General features: G+C 67.2%; 15 protein-coding genes. 8 read left to right on the forward strand and 7 right to left on the reverse strand.

What is annotated here, in order from left to right; translation table 11 throughout:
• Positions 1–54 precede the first annotated feature (54 nt).
• Together AC5FRV_RS08835 and AC5FRV_RS08840 are read right to left on the reverse strand one after the other, a co-directional pair.
• Entirely contained in the window at positions 55–456 is a 402-nt protein-coding gene (locus AC5FRV_RS08835) for a carboxymuconolactone decarboxylase family protein (protein ID WP_493560720.1), read from the reverse strand.
• Positions 457–665: 209 nt separating this feature from the next.
• Positions 666–2,690: a DUF7997 domain-containing protein gene (locus tag AC5FRV_RS08840; RefSeq protein WP_493560721.1), complete on the reverse strand. Its 2,025-nt coding sequence runs from the start codon at positions 2,688–2,690 to the stop codon at positions 666–668.
• A gap of 103 nt (positions 2,691–2,793) precedes the next feature.
• Here AC5FRV_RS08840 and AC5FRV_RS08845 point away from each other — a divergent pair, with 103 nt between their 5' ends.
• The 3 genes from AC5FRV_RS08845 to AC5FRV_RS08855 all read left to right on the forward strand — a co-directional run bounded on the left by AC5FRV_RS08845 (position 2,794) and on the right by AC5FRV_RS08855 (position 7,118).
• On the forward strand, positions 2,794–4,851 hold the full coding sequence (locus AC5FRV_RS08845) for an alpha-amylase family glycosyl hydrolase (RefSeq protein WP_493560722.1): 2,058 nt from the start codon (positions 2,794–2,796) through the stop codon (positions 4,849–4,851).
• A 272-nt stretch (positions 4,852–5,123) separates the two neighbouring features.
• Complete coding sequence (locus AC5FRV_RS08850) at positions 5,124–6,176, forward strand: TrmB family transcriptional regulator (RefSeq protein WP_493560723.1); 1,053 nt, start codon at positions 5,124–5,126, stop codon at positions 6,174–6,176.
• A 72-nt stretch (positions 6,177–6,248) separates the two neighbouring features.
• Positions 6,249–7,118 (forward strand): hypothetical protein, encoded by an 870-nt coding sequence (locus tag AC5FRV_RS08855; RefSeq protein ID WP_493560724.1) that lies wholly within the window; start codon positions 6,249–6,251, stop codon positions 7,116–7,118.
• A gap of 108 nt (positions 7,119–7,226) precedes the next feature.
• Here the strand turns inward: AC5FRV_RS08855 and AC5FRV_RS08860 are convergent, their stop codons facing one another.
• The gene (locus AC5FRV_RS08860) at positions 7,227–7,724 is read right to left on the reverse strand and encodes a hypothetical protein (protein ID WP_493560725.1); all 498 of its coding nucleotides are present in this window, start codon (positions 7,722–7,724) and stop codon (positions 7,227–7,229) included.
• Positions 7,725–7,839: 115 nt separating this feature from the next.
• The gene (locus AC5FRV_RS08865) at positions 7,840–8,706 is read right to left on the reverse strand and encodes an ATP-grasp domain-containing protein (protein WP_493560726.1); all 867 of its coding nucleotides are present in this window, start codon (positions 8,704–8,706) and stop codon (positions 7,840–7,842) included.
• Between the two features lie 761 nt (positions 8,707–9,467).
• Between AC5FRV_RS08865 and AC5FRV_RS08870 the strand changes: the two genes are divergently transcribed.
• Positions 9,468–9,839 (forward strand): cupin domain-containing protein, encoded by a 372-nt coding sequence (locus AC5FRV_RS08870; RefSeq protein ID WP_493560727.1) that lies wholly within the window; start codon positions 9,468–9,470, stop codon positions 9,837–9,839.
• A gap of 6 nt (positions 9,840–9,845) precedes the next feature.
• On the opposite strand, the gene AC5FRV_RS08875 is transcribed toward AC5FRV_RS08870, so the two are convergent.
• A complete protein-coding gene (locus AC5FRV_RS08875; protein WP_493560728.1) occupies positions 9,846–11,216 on the reverse strand; it encodes a UDP-N-acetyl glucosamine 2-epimerase in 1,371 nt (456 codons plus the stop codon).
• Positions 11,217–11,299: 83 nt separating this feature from the next.
• Here AC5FRV_RS08875 and AC5FRV_RS08880 point away from each other — a divergent pair, with 83 nt between their 5' ends.
• On the forward strand, positions 11,300–11,503 hold the full coding sequence (locus AC5FRV_RS08880) for a hypothetical protein (RefSeq protein WP_089815751.1): 204 nt from the start codon (positions 11,300–11,302) through the stop codon (positions 11,501–11,503).
• Positions 11,504–11,666: 163 nt separating this feature from the next.
• Here AC5FRV_RS08880 and AC5FRV_RS08885 read toward each other — a convergent pair whose 3' ends face one another.
• Together AC5FRV_RS08885 and AC5FRV_RS08890 are read right to left on the reverse strand one after the other, a co-directional pair.
• Complete coding sequence (locus tag AC5FRV_RS08885; protein ID WP_449271694.1) at positions 11,667–11,813, reverse strand: DUF7563 family protein; 147 nt, start codon at positions 11,811–11,813, stop codon at positions 11,667–11,669.
• A gap of 129 nt (positions 11,814–11,942) precedes the next feature.
• Positions 11,943–12,473: a 50S ribosomal protein L16 gene (locus tag AC5FRV_RS08890; RefSeq protein ID WP_493560729.1), complete on the reverse strand. Its 531-nt coding sequence runs from the start codon at positions 12,471–12,473 to the stop codon at positions 11,943–11,945.
• A gap of 167 nt (positions 12,474–12,640) precedes the next feature.
• On the opposite strand from AC5FRV_RS08890, the gene AC5FRV_RS08895 reads away from it, so the two are divergent.
• The 3 genes from AC5FRV_RS08895 (at position 12,641) to AC5FRV_RS08905 (ending at position 15,566) form a co-directional block, all read left to right on the forward strand.
• Entirely contained in the window at positions 12,641–13,639 is a 999-nt protein-coding gene (locus AC5FRV_RS08895; protein WP_493560876.1) for a glutathione S-transferase family protein, read from the forward strand.
• 76 nt (positions 13,640–13,715) lie between these two features.
• Complete coding sequence (locus AC5FRV_RS08900) at positions 13,716–14,228, forward strand: archaellin/type IV pilin N-terminal domain-containing protein (protein ID WP_493560730.1); 513 nt, start codon at positions 13,716–13,718, stop codon at positions 14,226–14,228.
• Positions 14,229–14,303: 75 nt separating this feature from the next.
• Entirely contained in the window at positions 14,304–15,566 is a 1,263-nt protein-coding gene (locus tag AC5FRV_RS08905) for a glycosyltransferase family 87 protein (protein WP_493560731.1), read from the forward strand.
• Positions 15,567–15,910: the final 344 nt, after the last annotated feature.

Consider the following 15,910-nt stretch of genomic DNA (forward strand, 5'->3'; position numbering starts at 1 on the left):
CTACTCGATCAGGGATGGGAACCGATCGGTGGACATCACGAAAAAGGGGAGTCGTTAGTCGTCCGCTGGCGTCGACGCCTGGCCCCTGATGTGGGCAACGATCTCGTCGGTCTCCGTGACGAAGTCGTCGTGGTCGACCTCGTTGCCGTGGAGCATCGTCGAGAAGTACGACGTCGACCCGGCGACGTTCACCGCCTCTTTGATCTCGTCGTCACTCACCTCCGCCAGCCGTGCTTCTTCCTTGTGGAAGTAGGTGCAGTAGGGACACTTCAGGACGGCTGCTGCGCCGACTCCCACGAGTGCTTTCTCCCGGCCAGTGAGTTCGGTGTCGCCGAGGAGAAGGTCCCGAAAGATCCCCCAGCTGTGGTCGCCGGCCGGTTCTGCGACGATCCCCATCCAGTCGGGGACCTGTCCCAGATACTCCTCCATCTCTCGCTGTGTTTGCGCTGATACCATGGGTGGCTCCGCCTCTCCGCGCGGCCCTCTTTCCTCGCGTTTCCCGTGAGAGGCAGTTCGATACGTTCGTCTGGAACGTACAAAGCCGTACTCCGAGCATAGTGGTCACTCCGTCGTGCTTGTTCACGCGATGAAGCGTCTTCTGTCGCTGGACAGGTACTTCGTTCGTACCCCTTCTTGTTTCGTTAGACGACGAGGCGCGACCGAAGCTAGTCGTCGGCCGCCACTGCCTCTGGTTCGAGCAGGTCGTACTCGTCCATCAGCGCCACCGTCGCCAGCCGGAGCGCGTGGGGCCACCCCAGCGGCGTGGCGCTGTCGGGGGTGCCGTCGTCGAACACCTGCTCGGGCAGGTAGCCCGTCGGCTCACAGAGCGCGCCGCCGGGGAGCACGAGCGCCAGCACGTCGCGAGCCGTCCCCGCTATTTCCTCTGCCCGCTCGTCGTCGCGGTCCGCGAGCAGCGCGGCTGTCGTCGCCGCGGCGTGGGCGCCCCACGCGGTCGAGACCGTCCAGATCTTCTCGCGACCCTGGTCGCGCTGGCGCCAGGCGTCTCCCTCGTAGCGAACCAGGCCGGCGACGTCGTCGGTCTCGTGATACAGCGACTCGACGACGTTCTCGACGTGGGAGACCAGCCTGTCCACGCGCTCGTCATCGACGTCACCCACCTCGGCGTAGGCGCGGTGGGCGTTGACCAGCGCGAGCGTTCCGGAGTCGGCCCGCGTGTCCAGTCCGGTCTCGTCGCTCTCGGGACCGTACTCGCGGAGTGCATACATCCCACGTTCGGGGACCCAGAGGTCGTCCAGCGCCTCGTACACCTCGTCGGCGCGCCCGGCGGCCCGGTCGCTGACGCCGTCGACGTCCGTCGCCGCCAGCGTCGCGTAGGCCTCCAGGAACGTCGCCGCGGTGTGGGTGAACCGGCCGACCATGTCCTCCCAGGCGTTCTGGCAGGTGACTGGCCGGCCGTCGTCGGCCAGCGACGCGTCGAGGGCGTCGAGGGCCCGCCCCAGCAACTCGCGGTCGTCGCCCCCGGCGCGGGCGAGGAACGCCGCGACGCTGCCCGTCTGGTCGGCCTGGTAGTTGACGTCGTCGCCCGCCTCCAGCCGGCCGTTGGCCCACCCCGGCGCCAGCGCCCCGTCGAAGGCCCAGACGCGGTGGGGCCAGGAGCCGTCCTCGAGCTGGGTGTCGCGGTAGGCCGCCGCGCTCCGGTCGTGCCAGTCGTCGATACCCAGGTCGAAGTGTTCGTCGGCCTCCAGCAGGAACCGCGAGATCTCCGAGTCGTCGCGGAACCAGGAGTAGCCGTACCCGCCGGAGTAGGCGTAGAAGGGGTCGAAGTCCGGCGCCGCGATGCGGAGGCCGCTTGCGCCGGTGAGCACGGAGACGACGCGGAGGTCGGTCGCGACGGCGTCGGCGTGGGGGAGGTCGTCGGCGACGGTCACGCCGACCTGGGCGCTCGCCACGCGTTCGAGGGCGTCCCGGTCGTACTCGCTGGCGGCGGCCCGGACCCGGTCGAGGGCGTCGCCGCGGGACGACTCGCTCCGGGTCGTGAGCAGCGTCGCCACCGTCGCGGTGCCGTCCTCGGTGGGCGCGACGCCGATGACGTCGCCGCTGAGCAGGTCCTCGTCGTAGGGGTTCTCCGGCCCCTCGCGCGGGTAGTCGGTGGCCTCGTCGTCGAGCAGCGACTCGAACCCCTCGAACGCGTCGCCCCGGACCGTCTCGAACCCCGTCGCGCTGGCGAGGTAGTCCGTCTCGCCGGCGTGGTACACCTCCACGGCGTCGCCGTGGTGGAGCTGGGCGACGCGGTCCTCGCGGCCGTCCGGCGCGAAGCCGACGCAGGCGACGACGTCGAGCGGTTCCGACGCCGCGCTGGCGTCGACGTGCGTGACGTGGCGGTCGTCGAGCGTCAGGTCGTACTGGCTGACGGTGCCGAAGGGCGTCTCGTGGTCGGTGACGACCAGCGTCGTGTCGCCGTGGTAGCGCTGCTCGCTCGCGGCGGCGTCGAACCACGCCGTCTCTGCGGTAGATTCGCCGGCGGGCCTGACGCCGAAGCGGGAGCGGGCGACGCCGGTCAACCCGACGAGCGGGTAGCTGAAGTCCCGGACGGCGCCGTCCGCGTCGACGTGGACGAGCCGGCCGTCGCGGCCGGAGAACAGCCCGGCCGTCGTGCGTCGTTCGCCGGGGAACCGGGAGTCGGCTCCCCGATGGCGCTTGTAGTCGTTCAGCGCGTCCCGTAGGTTCATTGCCTCTCTATCCGAACGGCTGTGTAATAACTTTGGTGTAATTCTATTTCACAAATTTTCCGAGACCGTAACAGCCAAGCGACGCCCGGCGCTCCCTGGGGATATGCACCACCCAGGCCCACCCCGGTTCGTCCACGTCGGCGAGTCGGTGGCACTCGCTCCCCGCGCACCGGATCCGGACGCATCCTTCGCCTGGCGACTCCGCGACGCGCCCGCCGACAGCGACGCGACCGTCGGTGACGGCGCCGTCGTCCACCTGGCGCCCGACGTCCCGGGCACCTATCGCCTCGAACTCGACGCCCCGGACGGGACCCACGACCAGACGGTCCGCGCGTTCCCGGACCCCCGGAAACCCGCCCGGTTCCGCGTGGACCCGGCCGACGTCGACGGGGACGTCTCCGCCGCCGAGACGGCGAGCGTCATCGGCCAGTTCAACGACTTCACGATGGGCGTCGACCGCGCGCGGTTCGACGACGGCGCGTGGGTCCTCGACGTCGAACTGCCGCCGGGCGACCACGAGGGCCTCTTCGCCTTCGACGACGCGTTCGACCCGTTCGCCAGTTCCGAGGTGACCGTCGAGGGGTCGGGCCGACCGAGAGTCCGACTCGACGGGCGACGCGACGGCGACGAGGTCGTCGTGACCGCCACCGCGACCGCCGCCCCGGACGGGAGCGACCCCGACGTCGAGTTCCACCTCGACGGCCGCGACGAAGTGAGCGAGGACGACGTCGTCGTCGACGGCGACGAACTGCGAGTCCCCGTCGACGCGCTCCCCGAACTGGCCCGGGTGCACGCCGTCGCCGTGGCCGAACAGCACAGCGTCGCCGACACACTCGAACTCTCGGTAGACGCTGAGACCGTCACCGTCGACCGGCCCGCCGACCCGCCGACGTGGCTCCGTGACGCGTCGATGTACGAGATATTCGTCCGCGAGTTCGCCGGCGAGACAGTCGACACCACCTTCGAGGAGATCGAGCGCCGCGTCCCGTACCTCGAACACCTCGGTATCGACGTCGTGTGGCTGACGCCGGTCCTGGAGAGCCCCACCCGTCATGGTTACCACATCACGGATATGTTCGACACCGCCGACGACCTCGGGACCCGCGCCGCGTTCGAATCCCTCGTCGACCGCCTCCACGCGGCCGGCATCCGCGTCGTCTTCGACCTGGTGATCAACCACACCTCGCGGGACCACCCCGCCTTCCAGCTCCACCGGGCCGGCGTCCCCGAGTACGCCGACCACTACGAGCGCATCCCGGCCGAACAGGACACCTCCGACGTGGACTGGGCGGGTGACGACGCGCCGGGCCACTACTTCACCTGGACCAGGATTCCCAACGTGAACTTCGACTCGCTGGCCGTCCGCGAGTGGATGCTCGACGTGGTCGCCGAGTGGGCGCCCGTCGTCGACGGGTTCCGCTGCGACGTCGCCTGGGGCGTCCCGCACGGCTTCTGGAAGGAGGTCCGCGAGCGCGTGAAATCCGAGGACGACGACTTTCTCCTGCTGGACGAGACGGTCCCCAAGCGCGACGCTGCCTTCCACGAGAACGAGTTCGACTTCCACTACGACGCCGACCTCTACTTAGCCCTGCGCGACATCGGAACCGGCGAGGCATCGGCCGACGCCATCTTCGACGCGCTGACCGATACCCAGCGCCACGGCTACCCTGACGAGGCGGTCCACATGCGCTACGTCGAGAACCACGACGAGGACCGCTACCTCGACGAGTGCGGCAGAGCGGCGCTCCCCGCCGCGGCCGCCGCGACGTTCACCCTCCCCGGCGTCCCGATGATCTACTACGGCCAGGAACGCGGCGTCAAGGACTCCCGCGGCACCATGAAGTGGTACGACGGCGACCAGGAACTGACCGACTTCCACCGCCGCCTCGTCTCGCTCCGCGACGACCACCCCGCGCTCCGCGCCGACGGCGTGGACCCAGTCGACGTCGACGTGACGGCCGGCGACCCCGACCGCGTCGTCGCCTACGAGCGAGCCAGCGACGGTGAGCGACTCGTTGTCGTCCTGAACTTCGGCGACGAACCCGCGACGGTTGCGCCTGCCGTCGCCGTCACGGACACGGACCTGCTCTCCGAAACCGACGTCGCGGATGGCGACTCGCTCAGCGTCGCGGACGCCGTCGTCGTCCGACGCGTGGACTGACGAACGAGCCGAGTCGGTGGGGAGCCGGCCGCCGTGGATCAGCCCGCTACACCATCACCGGGTGGGAATGAAAGGGGCCGGGCGGTCGACGACGGCGGACCCGACAAGCACTGGAGGCCGCAGGCCGAAGCGCGCAGTCCGGGTTCCCCGAGTCGAGCGACCGGGGGCTTTCTGGTTGTTCTTGCCAGTCACGTCGTCGCCTGTCCCACCGACCGACTTTCCAGGCGAATCCACCGAGTCATGTAAGTAGCCGCCTCGTACAACTACTCGCCATGGACGACGCGTCGCTCGAGGACCTGCTCCAGCGGTTCGGGTTCTCGGACAAGGAAGTGGACACGTATCTCACGATACTGGCACTGGGGGAGGCGAAGGCGAGCACCATCGCCGACGACGCGGGGGTGTCGAAGCGCTACGTGTACAGCATCGCCGAGACGCTCGAAGACCGGGGATTCGTCGAGGTCAACGACCACGCCGTGCCGACGACCATCCGGGCCAACCAGCCCGAGGACGTCGTCGAGGCGCTGACGGGGGACCTCCAGGAGATGCGGCCGGCCCTGGAGTCGCGCTTCTCCCGGACGGCGCCGCGGTCGGAGAGCTTCGAGGTGGTCAAATCGCGCGTCACCGTGCTCAAGCGCGTCGCGGAACTGGTCGACCGCGCCGAGGTGGAGGTGACGCTGGCCATCCCGTACCGGCTGCTCGACGAGGTGGCAGACGAGTTGCGCGCCGCCGTCGACCGGGGCGTGCTGGTCGTCCTGATCGTCACCGACGTCGACCCGGCGGCGGACCTGGCACTCGACGGGCTGGCGTCGGTCGCCCGCGCCTGGGAGCAGCCGATGCCGACGATGCTCACCGTCGACCAGCAGGCGGGCATCGTCGCCCCCGGCGAGATGCTCTCCCGGTCCGACAGCACCGCCCAGGCCATCGTCTTCGCCCAGGCACAACTCGGCCCGGTCATCGTCGGCTCCTTCCTGGGCAACTACCTCCCGATGTCGACGGAGGTGTACACTGCCGACCCGACCGGCCTCCCCGCCACGTTCCAGGACTTCCGCCACGCGGTGCTGGAGGCGACGCTGCACCTCCGGGCCAACGACGAGGTCCGTGCCCGCGTCACGGGCCGGTCGGTCAGCGACGACCTCGACGTCGCGGAACTGGAGGGCCAGGTCGTCGAGATTCGACAGGGGCTGCTCGAACCCGCGACCAACGACTTCCCCGTCGAGAACACGCTCTTCGTCGAGACCGACGAGGGCACCTTCAGCGTCGGCGGCCAGGGCGCCTTCGTCGAGGACTTCGAAGCCGACGCGGTCGAACTGTTGCCCAGCCAGTGAGCGGTCCGGGTTCGCGCGACGCCACCTGTCGAACCGCGTAGTTACTTGACAGTTGCTTTCGAAGCGCGACCGATGGAACCGATCGAGTGGGAGCGATCGTTCGAAGACAGTCGCGGGGCGCGGCTGTTCGCGTACGTCTTCTTCGGAGTGCTTCTGGGCCTCCCGGTCATCCTCGCCACGGCGCTCCTCGTCATGCTCCCCTTCATGGTCGGCTCGCTACTGGCGAACCCGGCCGCGCTCGCCCTGGTCGCCCTGTTCGCGCTCGTCGGCGGGCCGATGTCGCTGCTGTACCTCTGGCCGTTGCTGACCGACCCGGAGCAGCGGGCGGGGCTCGGACCGGTCACGGAAATCGGACAGCTCCCCAGGTCGCACGTCGCGGCCGCCGCCGTCCTCGGCGCGGTCGTCCACGTCGCCGCGATCCTGGCCTTCGAACTCGGGCCGATTCCCGTGCTGGCCGTCGGTGTGCTCGTCGGGGGTCTCGGGATGAGCCTCTCCCTCACCGCGGGCCGGATCGATCCCGACGACCGGACGCTCACTATCCGACAGAACCACTGGGACGACCGGAGCGCGACGCGGACCGTCGACCTCGCCGGCTGGACGAACCTGCGCCAGTTTCGCGTCGGCCCGGTCGTGGTCCTGTGGCCGTCCTACGCCAGGGGTAGTAGCGGGCCGCGACCCCACCTCCTGACGGTCCCGCCACGGGTCGCCGAGGCCGCAGCGCCGGTGTTCGAGGATGCCATCGACGTCCCGGCCCCGGAGCGCGAGCGCGACACCAACCCGACCGTGGCGGCCGTGCTCGTGGTCTTCGGGCTAGGTACGTTCGGCGTCGGGGCCGCGCTCTGGACACTCGACGCCGTTCCCACGGGGTTCCGAGCGTGGTTCGCCGCCCTCGCCGGCATCTTCGGCTTTCTCTTCCTGGCGGCGGCGTGGCGGGAGCGGTGAGTCGTCGGCATACGTTCTGACAGTTTCGACAAATTTGTCGTTCCTAGCTTTCGAACATTCTACAAACGGAACGCGCGCAACGGTCACCGGTTACGCACTGAACAATAGTCAATGAACGCTCTTAGCGCAGCGCGAGACGGTGGTGAATGACCCGTTCGAATCGGTTGTGAACTTGAGAGCCATATTTCGAGCGCACTGCATTACATGGATGTCCACTAGCTCGTTCTCGTACGTTTCGACGACATAGACGGTCGTCTGACTGTCGTTCCAGTCGTCCACGAACTGTGTGCTGTTCTCGTCTGCTATCGTCGGCACTCGTACCGAGCGCTCCGCCTCACTGAGGGTGACGTTGGTGTAGTTCGCTCGGTCTTGTAACTCCGTGTAGCCCATGTGCCGTCGTTCTCCGTCCTGGGTGATGACATCGAACGTGAGTTCATTTTGACTCTCGTGTGCACCTTGGAAGGCAGTCACCTGATAGACTGACTCGCGCTCGTTTTCGATCAGTATCTGCGTCTCGTCGTCAGAGAACGGCGCCGAGCAACCGGCAACGAGCACCAGACTTGCCAGAGTACAGACGATGGCGAAACGGGGGGAGGGAAGTCGCATTAGGGCAAGTGAGGCTCACCTCTCGGTATATGTTTTCGGAGTTATCTGTTGGAACAGAGCGCGAACGCGAACTAAAACGATATGGTCGGCATCGCAGACCTGTACGTTCCTTCCGCTACGACGGCTCTGCCGTCGCCCGAACCAGTCCGGCCACCCGGTCCCAGAACCCGTCCTCGTACTTCGTCGCCGCGTCGATCGTCGGCCGGGCGTTCGTCTCGTTGACCACGGCGCGCTCGTCGGTGACGAGCAGGTCGACGCCGAGGTAGTCGATATCCAGGACCTCCGCCGTCCGCTCGGCCAGCTCGCGCAACTCGCCGTCGAGGGAGATGCCCTCGGCCGCGGCGCCGCGGTGGACGTTGTGCTTCCACTGGCCGTCGGCGACCGCTTCGTCGGGCAGGCGACGCTCCACCGCGCCGACCACCTCGCCGTCGACGACCATCGCCCGGACGTCCCGGGCGTCGGGGAGGAACTCCTGGACGAGGAACGACCGGTCCGCCGTGGCGCGGTAGTCGTGGACTAGGTCGAGGTAGTCGACGACGCCGAGGAACGAGTCGAGGTCGTGAGTCTTGGCGATGCCCGTCCCCCGCGTGGTCGAGTTGGGCTTGACCACGACCGGCTCGTCGAACTGTCGGTAGGCGTCGACGAGTTCCCTTTCGTCGACGGGGTTCGACGCCATGATAGTTTCGGGTACCGGCACGTCCGCCGCCGCGAGCCGGGCGAGCACGTCGGCCTTGTTCCGCGACCGCAGCACCGCCTCGCGGTCGTTGACCCACGGAACCGAGAGCAGCGCGTCCGCGACGCCGCCCTCCATGATCCGCGGCGGGAAGACGAACCCGACGTCGACGTCGGGGAACGGCGCGTCCGTGATGTCGACCGTCCGCTCCGACGGCTGGACCGGGACGACCTCGATTCCCCTGTCGGCGAGTGGCTCGCCCATTCGCTCGTAGGTCTCCTCCTGCGTCGCCACGGCGAGCCTGAGCATACTCGGTGGTTCGTCGCTTTCGACCTTAAACTGGCGCTAGGAACTGACGCTGTTCTGTGAGTGGTTTCGACCGGTGGAGGATGGAGTGATGACGGAACAGTTTCGGTCCGTTCGTTAGCAACCGATACTGATGGTAACAACAACTAGAAAGCCCTCGGCTGGCTCCGGTCCCGGGGCTTGCTGCGCTCCTCGCTTCGCTGCGGTGCTAGCGGCGCCCGGGTTCCCGGAGCCCGCCTCGCCCTTTCAGTCCTCCGAGGCCCGCACAGCACCGCAGCCCTGCCCTTCCCCTGGTCGCGCGATGAAACGCGCTCCCGGCCGACCGCCGCGCGGTTGCTGAAGGAAGCGTGTCGCGCCGCGAGGGTGGCGCGTCAGCGCCACCTCACTGCGAACGGCGCCAGCCGTGAGCAAGGCGCGACCGGGGAGGTTTGGCGGACGCAATCGCGAGCGCCTTCATGGCGCGAGCGACGGCTGTGCCTGGAGGAATGAAAGGGCGAGGTACGCTCGCGCTGGAAGGCAGTCGCTCAGCGGGCCCTACCCGAACGGACGTGAGGGTATCCCGCTGAGCGACCGCGAGCGTGCCGAGGGCTTTCCTTTGTTGTTGGTTCCGGTGTCCACTCCAGAGAACCCGCCGAGGGCTTTCGAGGTGTTTGCGGTATCACTGTGGGCTCGGAATGACGGCGAGATCCCCTTCACGTGATCAGTCCCGTCTACTCCCCTCGTTCAGACCTACACTTACAGTTCCACCAAACGACACCTCGACCATGGGCTACCACGTCGTCGACCCGGCCGAGCTCGAACCGGAACCGGACCGCCCTTCGGAGATGAAGTACGTCAGCGAAGCGGCTGGGATGGACAACATCGGCCTGCGGACCTACCGCGTCGAACCCGGCGAGGAGATTCCCCTCTCCGGCCTGCACTACCACGACGAGCAGGAGGAGGTGTTCTACGTCGTCGAAGGAACGCTGTCCATCGAAACGCCCGAGGACCTGTACGCCGTCGCGGCAGGCCAGTTCTTCGTCGCCGAACCGGGCAGCGCCCACCGGGCGCACAACGCCGACGACGCGAGCGAGGACGTCCACGTCGTCGGGATGGGCGCGCCGCCGGTGAGCGACGGGCACGCCTATGGGGAGTAAAGGCCATCAGAGATAGTCGACGTCCTGCTGCGCTGCACTGGCGAAGCCGGCCCGTTCGTGGGCCCACTCGAAGGGCTCCTCACGGCGGTCGGTGAGGAAGTCGACGATCTGCTCGCCGACGTCCTCCCCGTACAGGGAGGGTCCCTCTCGCATCCGTGCCTGGAGACCCTCGTCTTCGGCAACGTGGGTGACCATCCCGTGAACGAACTCGGCCGAGATCGGGGGCACGAGGAGGTTCGTGTTCGCGTCGAAGACCGTTTCCGGGCGGTCGGTGTTGAACCGCGCCGTGAGACACACCGCCTCGTCGATGTGGTTCAGTTCCTCCTGCATGCTCCCGGAGTCGGTCAGCTCGGCCAGACACTGGCCCGAGGAGAGGAACTCGTAGACGTGGGCGTGTTTCTTCCAGAGACCGGTGAACAGGAAATTCTCCCGTTCGTCGTCGAGTCGCTGGAGTCGCTTCCGCAGTCCGTACTCCTCCAGCGCGAGTTTCGAGGCCGTCAGTTCCACGAAGTTGACGTTGTACCCGTCCTCGACGAGTTCGATCACAGCCCGGACGAGCGGCTTGAACCGGCCGGGAAGCAGGTTCGCCCGCCGGTGGATGTCGACGCGGATCCAGTCGTCGCGCTCCGCCAGAACCGGGTAGACGTCGAAGACGCTCCGCTCCAGGTCGGCGTCGGCCTTCATGTCGATGGCGTCGGCGACGGAGTTTCCGACGACCGGAATACGCTCGGACGGATACCCCTCCCGGTCCAGGTGCTCGCGGTTCAGTTCGACCGGCGCGAAGTGGTACATCGACGCGGCGGAGCCGACGAACGTGTCGTACTGTTCCGGGAACGGCTCTGAGCGGTCGATGGTCCACTCGTCGTGCCACTGGGCGTCGACGAACGCTTCGACGTCAGTGACGTCGTCGATTTCGTCGTACGCCGGTGCCATCCCCCGCAGTCCGGCCTCGTTGTGGGCGACCTGCTGGTTCGTGGCGAACATCCAGGCCTGTGGAACGATACCCGCCGCATGCGTGTCACCGTGGACCATCGGAAGGACCGTTACGTCTGGGTGGTACTCGTCGAGGTAGTCCGTGAACTCGTCGACGGTCCGCATCACCTGTGCCGTCTTCTCGCTGAGACCGCCCCGGATTCCCAGGTTGGCCGCGACGTGGGATTCGATGCCGTACTCGGCGAGGCCGTGGCCGAGTAAATCGTCGTAGTGCTGGCCGGTGTGGATGACGAAACACGGGACCCCTCGCTTCTGGGCGGCGACGACCACTGGCGCCTGCTTGTAGAAGTCGGGCTTGGTCGCCGTGACGACCGCCAGCGCGAACTCGGCGCCGTCGATCAGATTCGCTAATCGGTCGCCGTGTATTGTCAATGAAGAGTCCATTTGGCCACCAGTACTGACGTATCGTACAAATAGGTTGGCGGGTGCCCCCGACCACTTGTCACGCGCGAGCCCCAACGGCCGGCATGGGAAGCGACGGCCTGATCGAACTCGACCAGGAGTGCTGGCTGGCGTTCGCGAAGTACAACCTGTTGCTCACGACGGCGTTCGGCGTGCTCGCCGTCGTCGCGCGGGCGACGCAACCGGCCAACGGACTGCTGGTCGTCGAGAACGCCGCGTTCGCGCTCCTGTTCGGCGCCGTCCAGACGTACGCGTGGCTCTCTGCCTGACCTCGATCAGAACGTCACGCCGCGGATCCGGCGACGCGCGCCGCCGTCGACCGCAAACGTGGGCCCGCCCGCGTCGCCGTCTCATAGTGGTGTTTGTAACTTTGTACCGCGGATGGTCGCCCCAGTCGCGACCATCACCGGTAACGGATTACAACCACCACTATCAGTTCCGCTTCTGCCGAACCTCGGCCTGTTCGCGGATCTTGTCTTCACAGTTCGGGCACACGCGCGGGTGGTCCATTCCCTCGGGTGCGAACACTCGCACGTACGCCGACGTCACGGACGCCTCGCAGTTCTTGCAATTCGGCACACTGGATCAAGCAGGTAGAGGGGGATAATACTTCGTCTCGATTCGAGGGCTGCAGCCATCGAACTCACGGACTCGAAGTACCGGAATCCACACCACGGCTGGCGCGGAAGAACGTGGCCGTCGATTCGCTTATGCGATCAGCAGTTCCTCACCGCGTTCAACCTTGATCCGACACGGGGGCGTGATCTTGTTGTAGGCGCGGCGGAACGCTTCCTTGACCTCCTCGGCCTGGTCGACCTCGCAGTAGGCCGTGAAGAGGCGCTCGCCCTTGTCGATGCGGGCGGCGGTGCCGACGATCTTCCCGAAGGCCTGGCGCATGCCGTCGGAGACACGGTCCGCACCCGCACCGGTCGCCTGCTTGTTCTCGCGCAGGACCTGGTGGGGGAACTTTCGCAGCGTCATCTTGTAGTTGCCCTCGCCGAACTCCTTGATGAGGTGGCGGTTGGCCGAGAGGCGCGAGGCCTCGAGCGAGCCGTGACGGAGCTGACACTCCTCCTCGACGACGAGGCTGATCTGGACCGGGTAGTCCTCGGCGTCGGCCTCCTTGTCTCCCATCTTGTGCTGTGCGATCTTGGAACCGGGGATCCCCGTGATGTACTCCCGTCGGGTGTACGCGGGCTTGTCGATCTCCCGGTACATCGAGGCTGGTTTGTCCGACATAGATACTCTTGGGAAATACGAAGCCGAGCGAGCCTATTAACCCTTCGAAGCGGGGCCGCTCCCGTGCGCCAGTGTCGCACGCGTCCGGTCGGTCGCTGCGTCCACGTCGCCCAGGTAAAGTTCACGTTACTACCCTCCTTTTCCCTCCGGAGTCCCTAATGAGTTACATGAACATGCTCGTCGACGGCGAGTGGCGCACAGACGCCGGAGAATACACCAACGAGGACGGTGAGTTCGAACGGGGGACGACGTCGTTCAGGGATTTCGTCGAGGACGACCCGGATGCCCGGTTCCAGCCGGAGGCCGGCCGGTACCACCTCTACGTCTCCTACGCGTGCCCGTGGGCCCACCGGACGCTCGTCACGCGCGCGCTGAAGGGCCTTGAGGAGGCAATCTCCGTCGACGTCGTCGACCCGTACCGCGACGACGACGGCTGGCAGTTCACCCCCGAGAAGGAGGGGTGCACCGAGGACACCATTCACGGGAGTGACTACCTCCGCGAGGTGTACCAGAAAGCGGACCCCGACATGACCGGGCGCGTCACCGTCCCGGTCCTCTGGGACAGGGACGAAGAGACCATCGTCAACAACGAGTCCGCGGAGATCATGCGGATGCTCGACACCGCGTTCGACAGTGTCGCCTCCCGCGACGTCGACCTCTACCCCGAGGGCTACCGGGACGACGTCGACCGCATCATCGAAGAGATCTACCAGCCGATCAACAACGGCGTCTATCGCACCGGCTTCGCGAACTCACAGGCGGCCTACGACGAGGCGGTCCACGAACTGTTCGACGCGCTCGACCACTGGGACGCGGTGCTCGAAGACCAGCGCTACCTCGCCGGCGACCGCCTGACCGAGGCCGATATCGCGATGTTCACCACGCTGGTTCGCTTCGACGAGGTGTACCACACGCACTTCATGTGCAACCACCAGCTGATCCGCGAGTACGACAACCTCTGGCCCTACTTGCGCGACCTCTACCAGACCCAGGGCGTCGCCGACACCGTCGACATGGACCACATCACGGAGCACTACTACACCACGCACCCGGACGTCAGCCCCAAGCGCATCGTCCCGATGGGGCCCGACCCGGATTTCACCAAACCCCACGACCGCAACGAGCTGCCCGGCGGTCCGCCGGAAGACTTGCTGCCGCTGGCCTGATAACACGCCTCACACTGTCGCGGATCGATTCTCGGTCAGCCTTTATGAAGCGACGTGACAAGAACAGCCCAATCAGATGGTGCGAGGACGCGTTCGTCGGGAAACGAGGGGCGTGAGCCCGGTCATCAGTGTCGTATTGATGGTCGCGATAACCGTGATACTCGCGGCGACGGCGGGCTACGTGGTGTTCGGGATGGCAGACGAGACGAAGGCAGTGGCGCCCCAGCCCGCTATCACCGCCACGTACGACCGGACGACCGACGGCGACGGGCAGGCCCTGGAACTCGTGTTCGAGGGCGGCGACACACTGGAGGAGCAGAACGTCTACTTCGTGCTGCAGGGTGCCGTGGCGGTCAATCCCTCGGGGTCGAACTCGGCAGCCGAGATAGATGGCAATCAGATCGACGCCCAGATCGGGTCGAAGACTACTGCCGGAGCGACGATGACGATAGACGCCGATGCCACGACGGTGAATACTGGCGCCAACGAACATCTCGACCTGAGCGACGCCACGCTTCGGCTGGTCTGGGACCCCGCGTCTGCCGACATCCAGGAGACCGAAACGATCTGGCGCTGGTCCGATAGCTGAGCCATCTTGATCGCCCGCGCTTCCCCGGTCCGCCAGGCTGACGTGACCCGGCATCGACGGGAGGACAACGGATAGATGTCCACGACCACCGATCGCCGACCCGTCCGGGCCGCACTCGCCGCGGGCATCCTTTTCGGGCTGGCCTACCTCGTCGCCGTCCCGCTGTTGCGCCCCGAGCAGGTCGGCCTGGCGACGGACGTCTACTTCCTGGCCGCCGAGCGAGTGCTCGCCGGCGAGAGCCCGTACTTCGCCGCACCGCCCGGTCGCCCGGGCTACGAGTTCGTCTACCAGCCCGTCGTGGTGCTGGCGTTCGTCCCGCACGCCCTCACCGGAAGCGATGCCGGGGCGTACCTCCTCCAGACCGCGCTGAACCTCCTGTCGGCCGGTGCCATCGCAGTCCTCTTGGTGCGATACGTCGAGCGCTCGGGGGTCACGCTCACCCGCCTCGACCGCACGCTCGTCGCTGGCTTCGTCCTCGCCTCGGTCCACTCGATTTCGGTCTTCGTCATGGGCCAGGTGAACCTCCAGCTGGCGCTCGCGATCGCCGTCGGCGGGATACTGCTCGACCGCGGCAGCCAGTCGCGGGCCGGCGCTGCCTTCGCCGCTGCGGCGACGGTGAAGCTGTTCCCCGCCGCCGTTGGGCTGTGGCTCCTCCAGCGTCGGGCCTGGCGCGCGGTCGCGGCCGCCGTCGCCACCGGCACCGCGCTCCTCCTCGCCGGCGTTCTCGCCTTCGGCCCGTCGCTGTTCCAGACGTACCTCGTCGAGGTGCTCGCCGGAGAATCGCACACTGCGGAGTTCGCCGGCGGGCTGGACCCGTCGACGATGTACGTCACGGTCCGCCGCCCGCTCGCCGCGCTGTTCCCCGCGACTGACCCGACGCTCCTCACGCTGACCGCGCTCGCCCTGCTCGGTCCGGTGGTCGTCGCCGCGTCGTGGGACGTCTCCACCCGCCGCGGGCGCCTGGTCGCCCTCCTGGCGACGCTCCTCGCGACCATGCTCGTCCTCCCGCTGGAGCCCTTCTACTTTTCGCTGCTCTACTACCCACTCGTCCCGCTGCTGTATCTCCTCGAACCCGGTCGGGTCCGCGGCGTGTTCGTCGCGGGGACGGTCATCCTGTCCGCCGTGATCAGCTACCCGGCCGTCGAGGGGCTGCTCGCCATCGCGCCGGTGTCTCAAGGGCTTTCGACGACGCTCGCGGCTATCACCCGGGAAATCTTTCGATTCGCGCAACCGCCACTGGTCGGTGCGCTGCTGTTACTCGCCGGCTGCGTGCTCTTCCAGTACGAGGCAGTGCGGGAGGACGTCTCGGCGACGGACTATGAACCGTCAGTGGAGTAGCCCTCCGGGATGGTCTCGGCCAGTGGAGAAACTGCGGCGTGGAACCACTGTGTTGATCAGTCAGAGCTACGACTGCCACAATCACCCAAAACAGAGGAAAGCCCCGGCTGGCTCCGCTCCCGCGGCTCTCTGCGCGCCTCGCTCACTGCGTTCGCGTCGGTGCTTGCTTCGCCGGGGTTCCCGGAGCCAGTCGCCCCTTTCAGTCCCACCCGTTTCTCCTGGCGAGCCAGCCGAAGTGGGTGGAATGAAAGGGGCCGACCGGTCGGGGAAGGTGGCCCCGACAAGCACCGCAGGCGAAGCCGAGGAGCGCAACGAGCCCCCCGACCCGAGCAGGAGGGGGCTTT

This window comes from Halomicrobium sp. HArcel3 (assembly GCF_058933135.1).

Bases quoted from the DNA above. Each gene is read 5' to 3' on its own strand.
- AC5FRV_RS08835 (WP_493560720.1), bottom strand. From the start codon at position 456: ATGGTATCAGCGCAAACACAGCGAGAGATGGAGGAGTATCTGGGACAG.
- AC5FRV_RS08840 (WP_493560721.1), bottom strand. From the start codon at position 2,690: ATGAACCTACGGGACGCGCTGAACGACTACAAGCGCCATCGGGGAGCC.
- AC5FRV_RS08845 (WP_493560722.1), top strand. From the start codon at position 2,794: ATGCACCACCCAGGCCCACCCCGGTTCGTCCACGTCGGCGAGTCGGTG.
- AC5FRV_RS08850 (WP_493560723.1), top strand. From the start codon at position 5,124: ATGGACGACGCGTCGCTCGAGGACCTGCTCCAGCGGTTCGGGTTCTCG.
- AC5FRV_RS08855 (WP_493560724.1), top strand. From the start codon at position 6,249: ATGGAACCGATCGAGTGGGAGCGATCGTTCGAAGACAGTCGCGGGGCG.
- AC5FRV_RS08860 (WP_493560725.1), bottom strand. From the start codon at position 7,724: ATGCGACTTCCCTCCCCCCGTTTCGCCATCGTCTGTACTCTGGCAAGT.
- AC5FRV_RS08865 (WP_493560726.1), bottom strand. From the start codon at position 8,706: ATGCTCAGGCTCGCCGTGGCGACGCAGGAGGAGACCTACGAGCGAATG.
- AC5FRV_RS08870 (WP_493560727.1), top strand. From the start codon at position 9,468: ATGGGCTACCACGTCGTCGACCCGGCCGAGCTCGAACCGGAACCGGAC.
- AC5FRV_RS08875 (WP_493560728.1), bottom strand. From the start codon at position 11,216: ATGGACTCTTCATTGACAATACACGGCGACCGATTAGCGAATCTGATC.
- AC5FRV_RS08880 (WP_089815751.1), top strand. From the start codon at position 11,300: ATGGGAAGCGACGGCCTGATCGAACTCGACCAGGAGTGCTGGCTGGCG.
- AC5FRV_RS08890 (WP_493560729.1), bottom strand. From the start codon at position 12,473: ATGTCGGACAAACCAGCCTCGATGTACCGGGAGATCGACAAGCCCGCG.
- AC5FRV_RS08895 (WP_493560876.1), top strand. From the start codon at position 12,641: ATGAACATGCTCGTCGACGGCGAGTGGCGCACAGACGCCGGAGAATAC.
- AC5FRV_RS08900 (WP_493560730.1), top strand. From the start codon at position 13,716: ATGGTGCGAGGACGCGTTCGTCGGGAAACGAGGGGCGTGAGCCCGGTC.
- AC5FRV_RS08905 (WP_493560731.1), top strand. From the start codon at position 14,304: ATGTCCACGACCACCGATCGCCGACCCGTCCGGGCCGCACTCGCCGCG.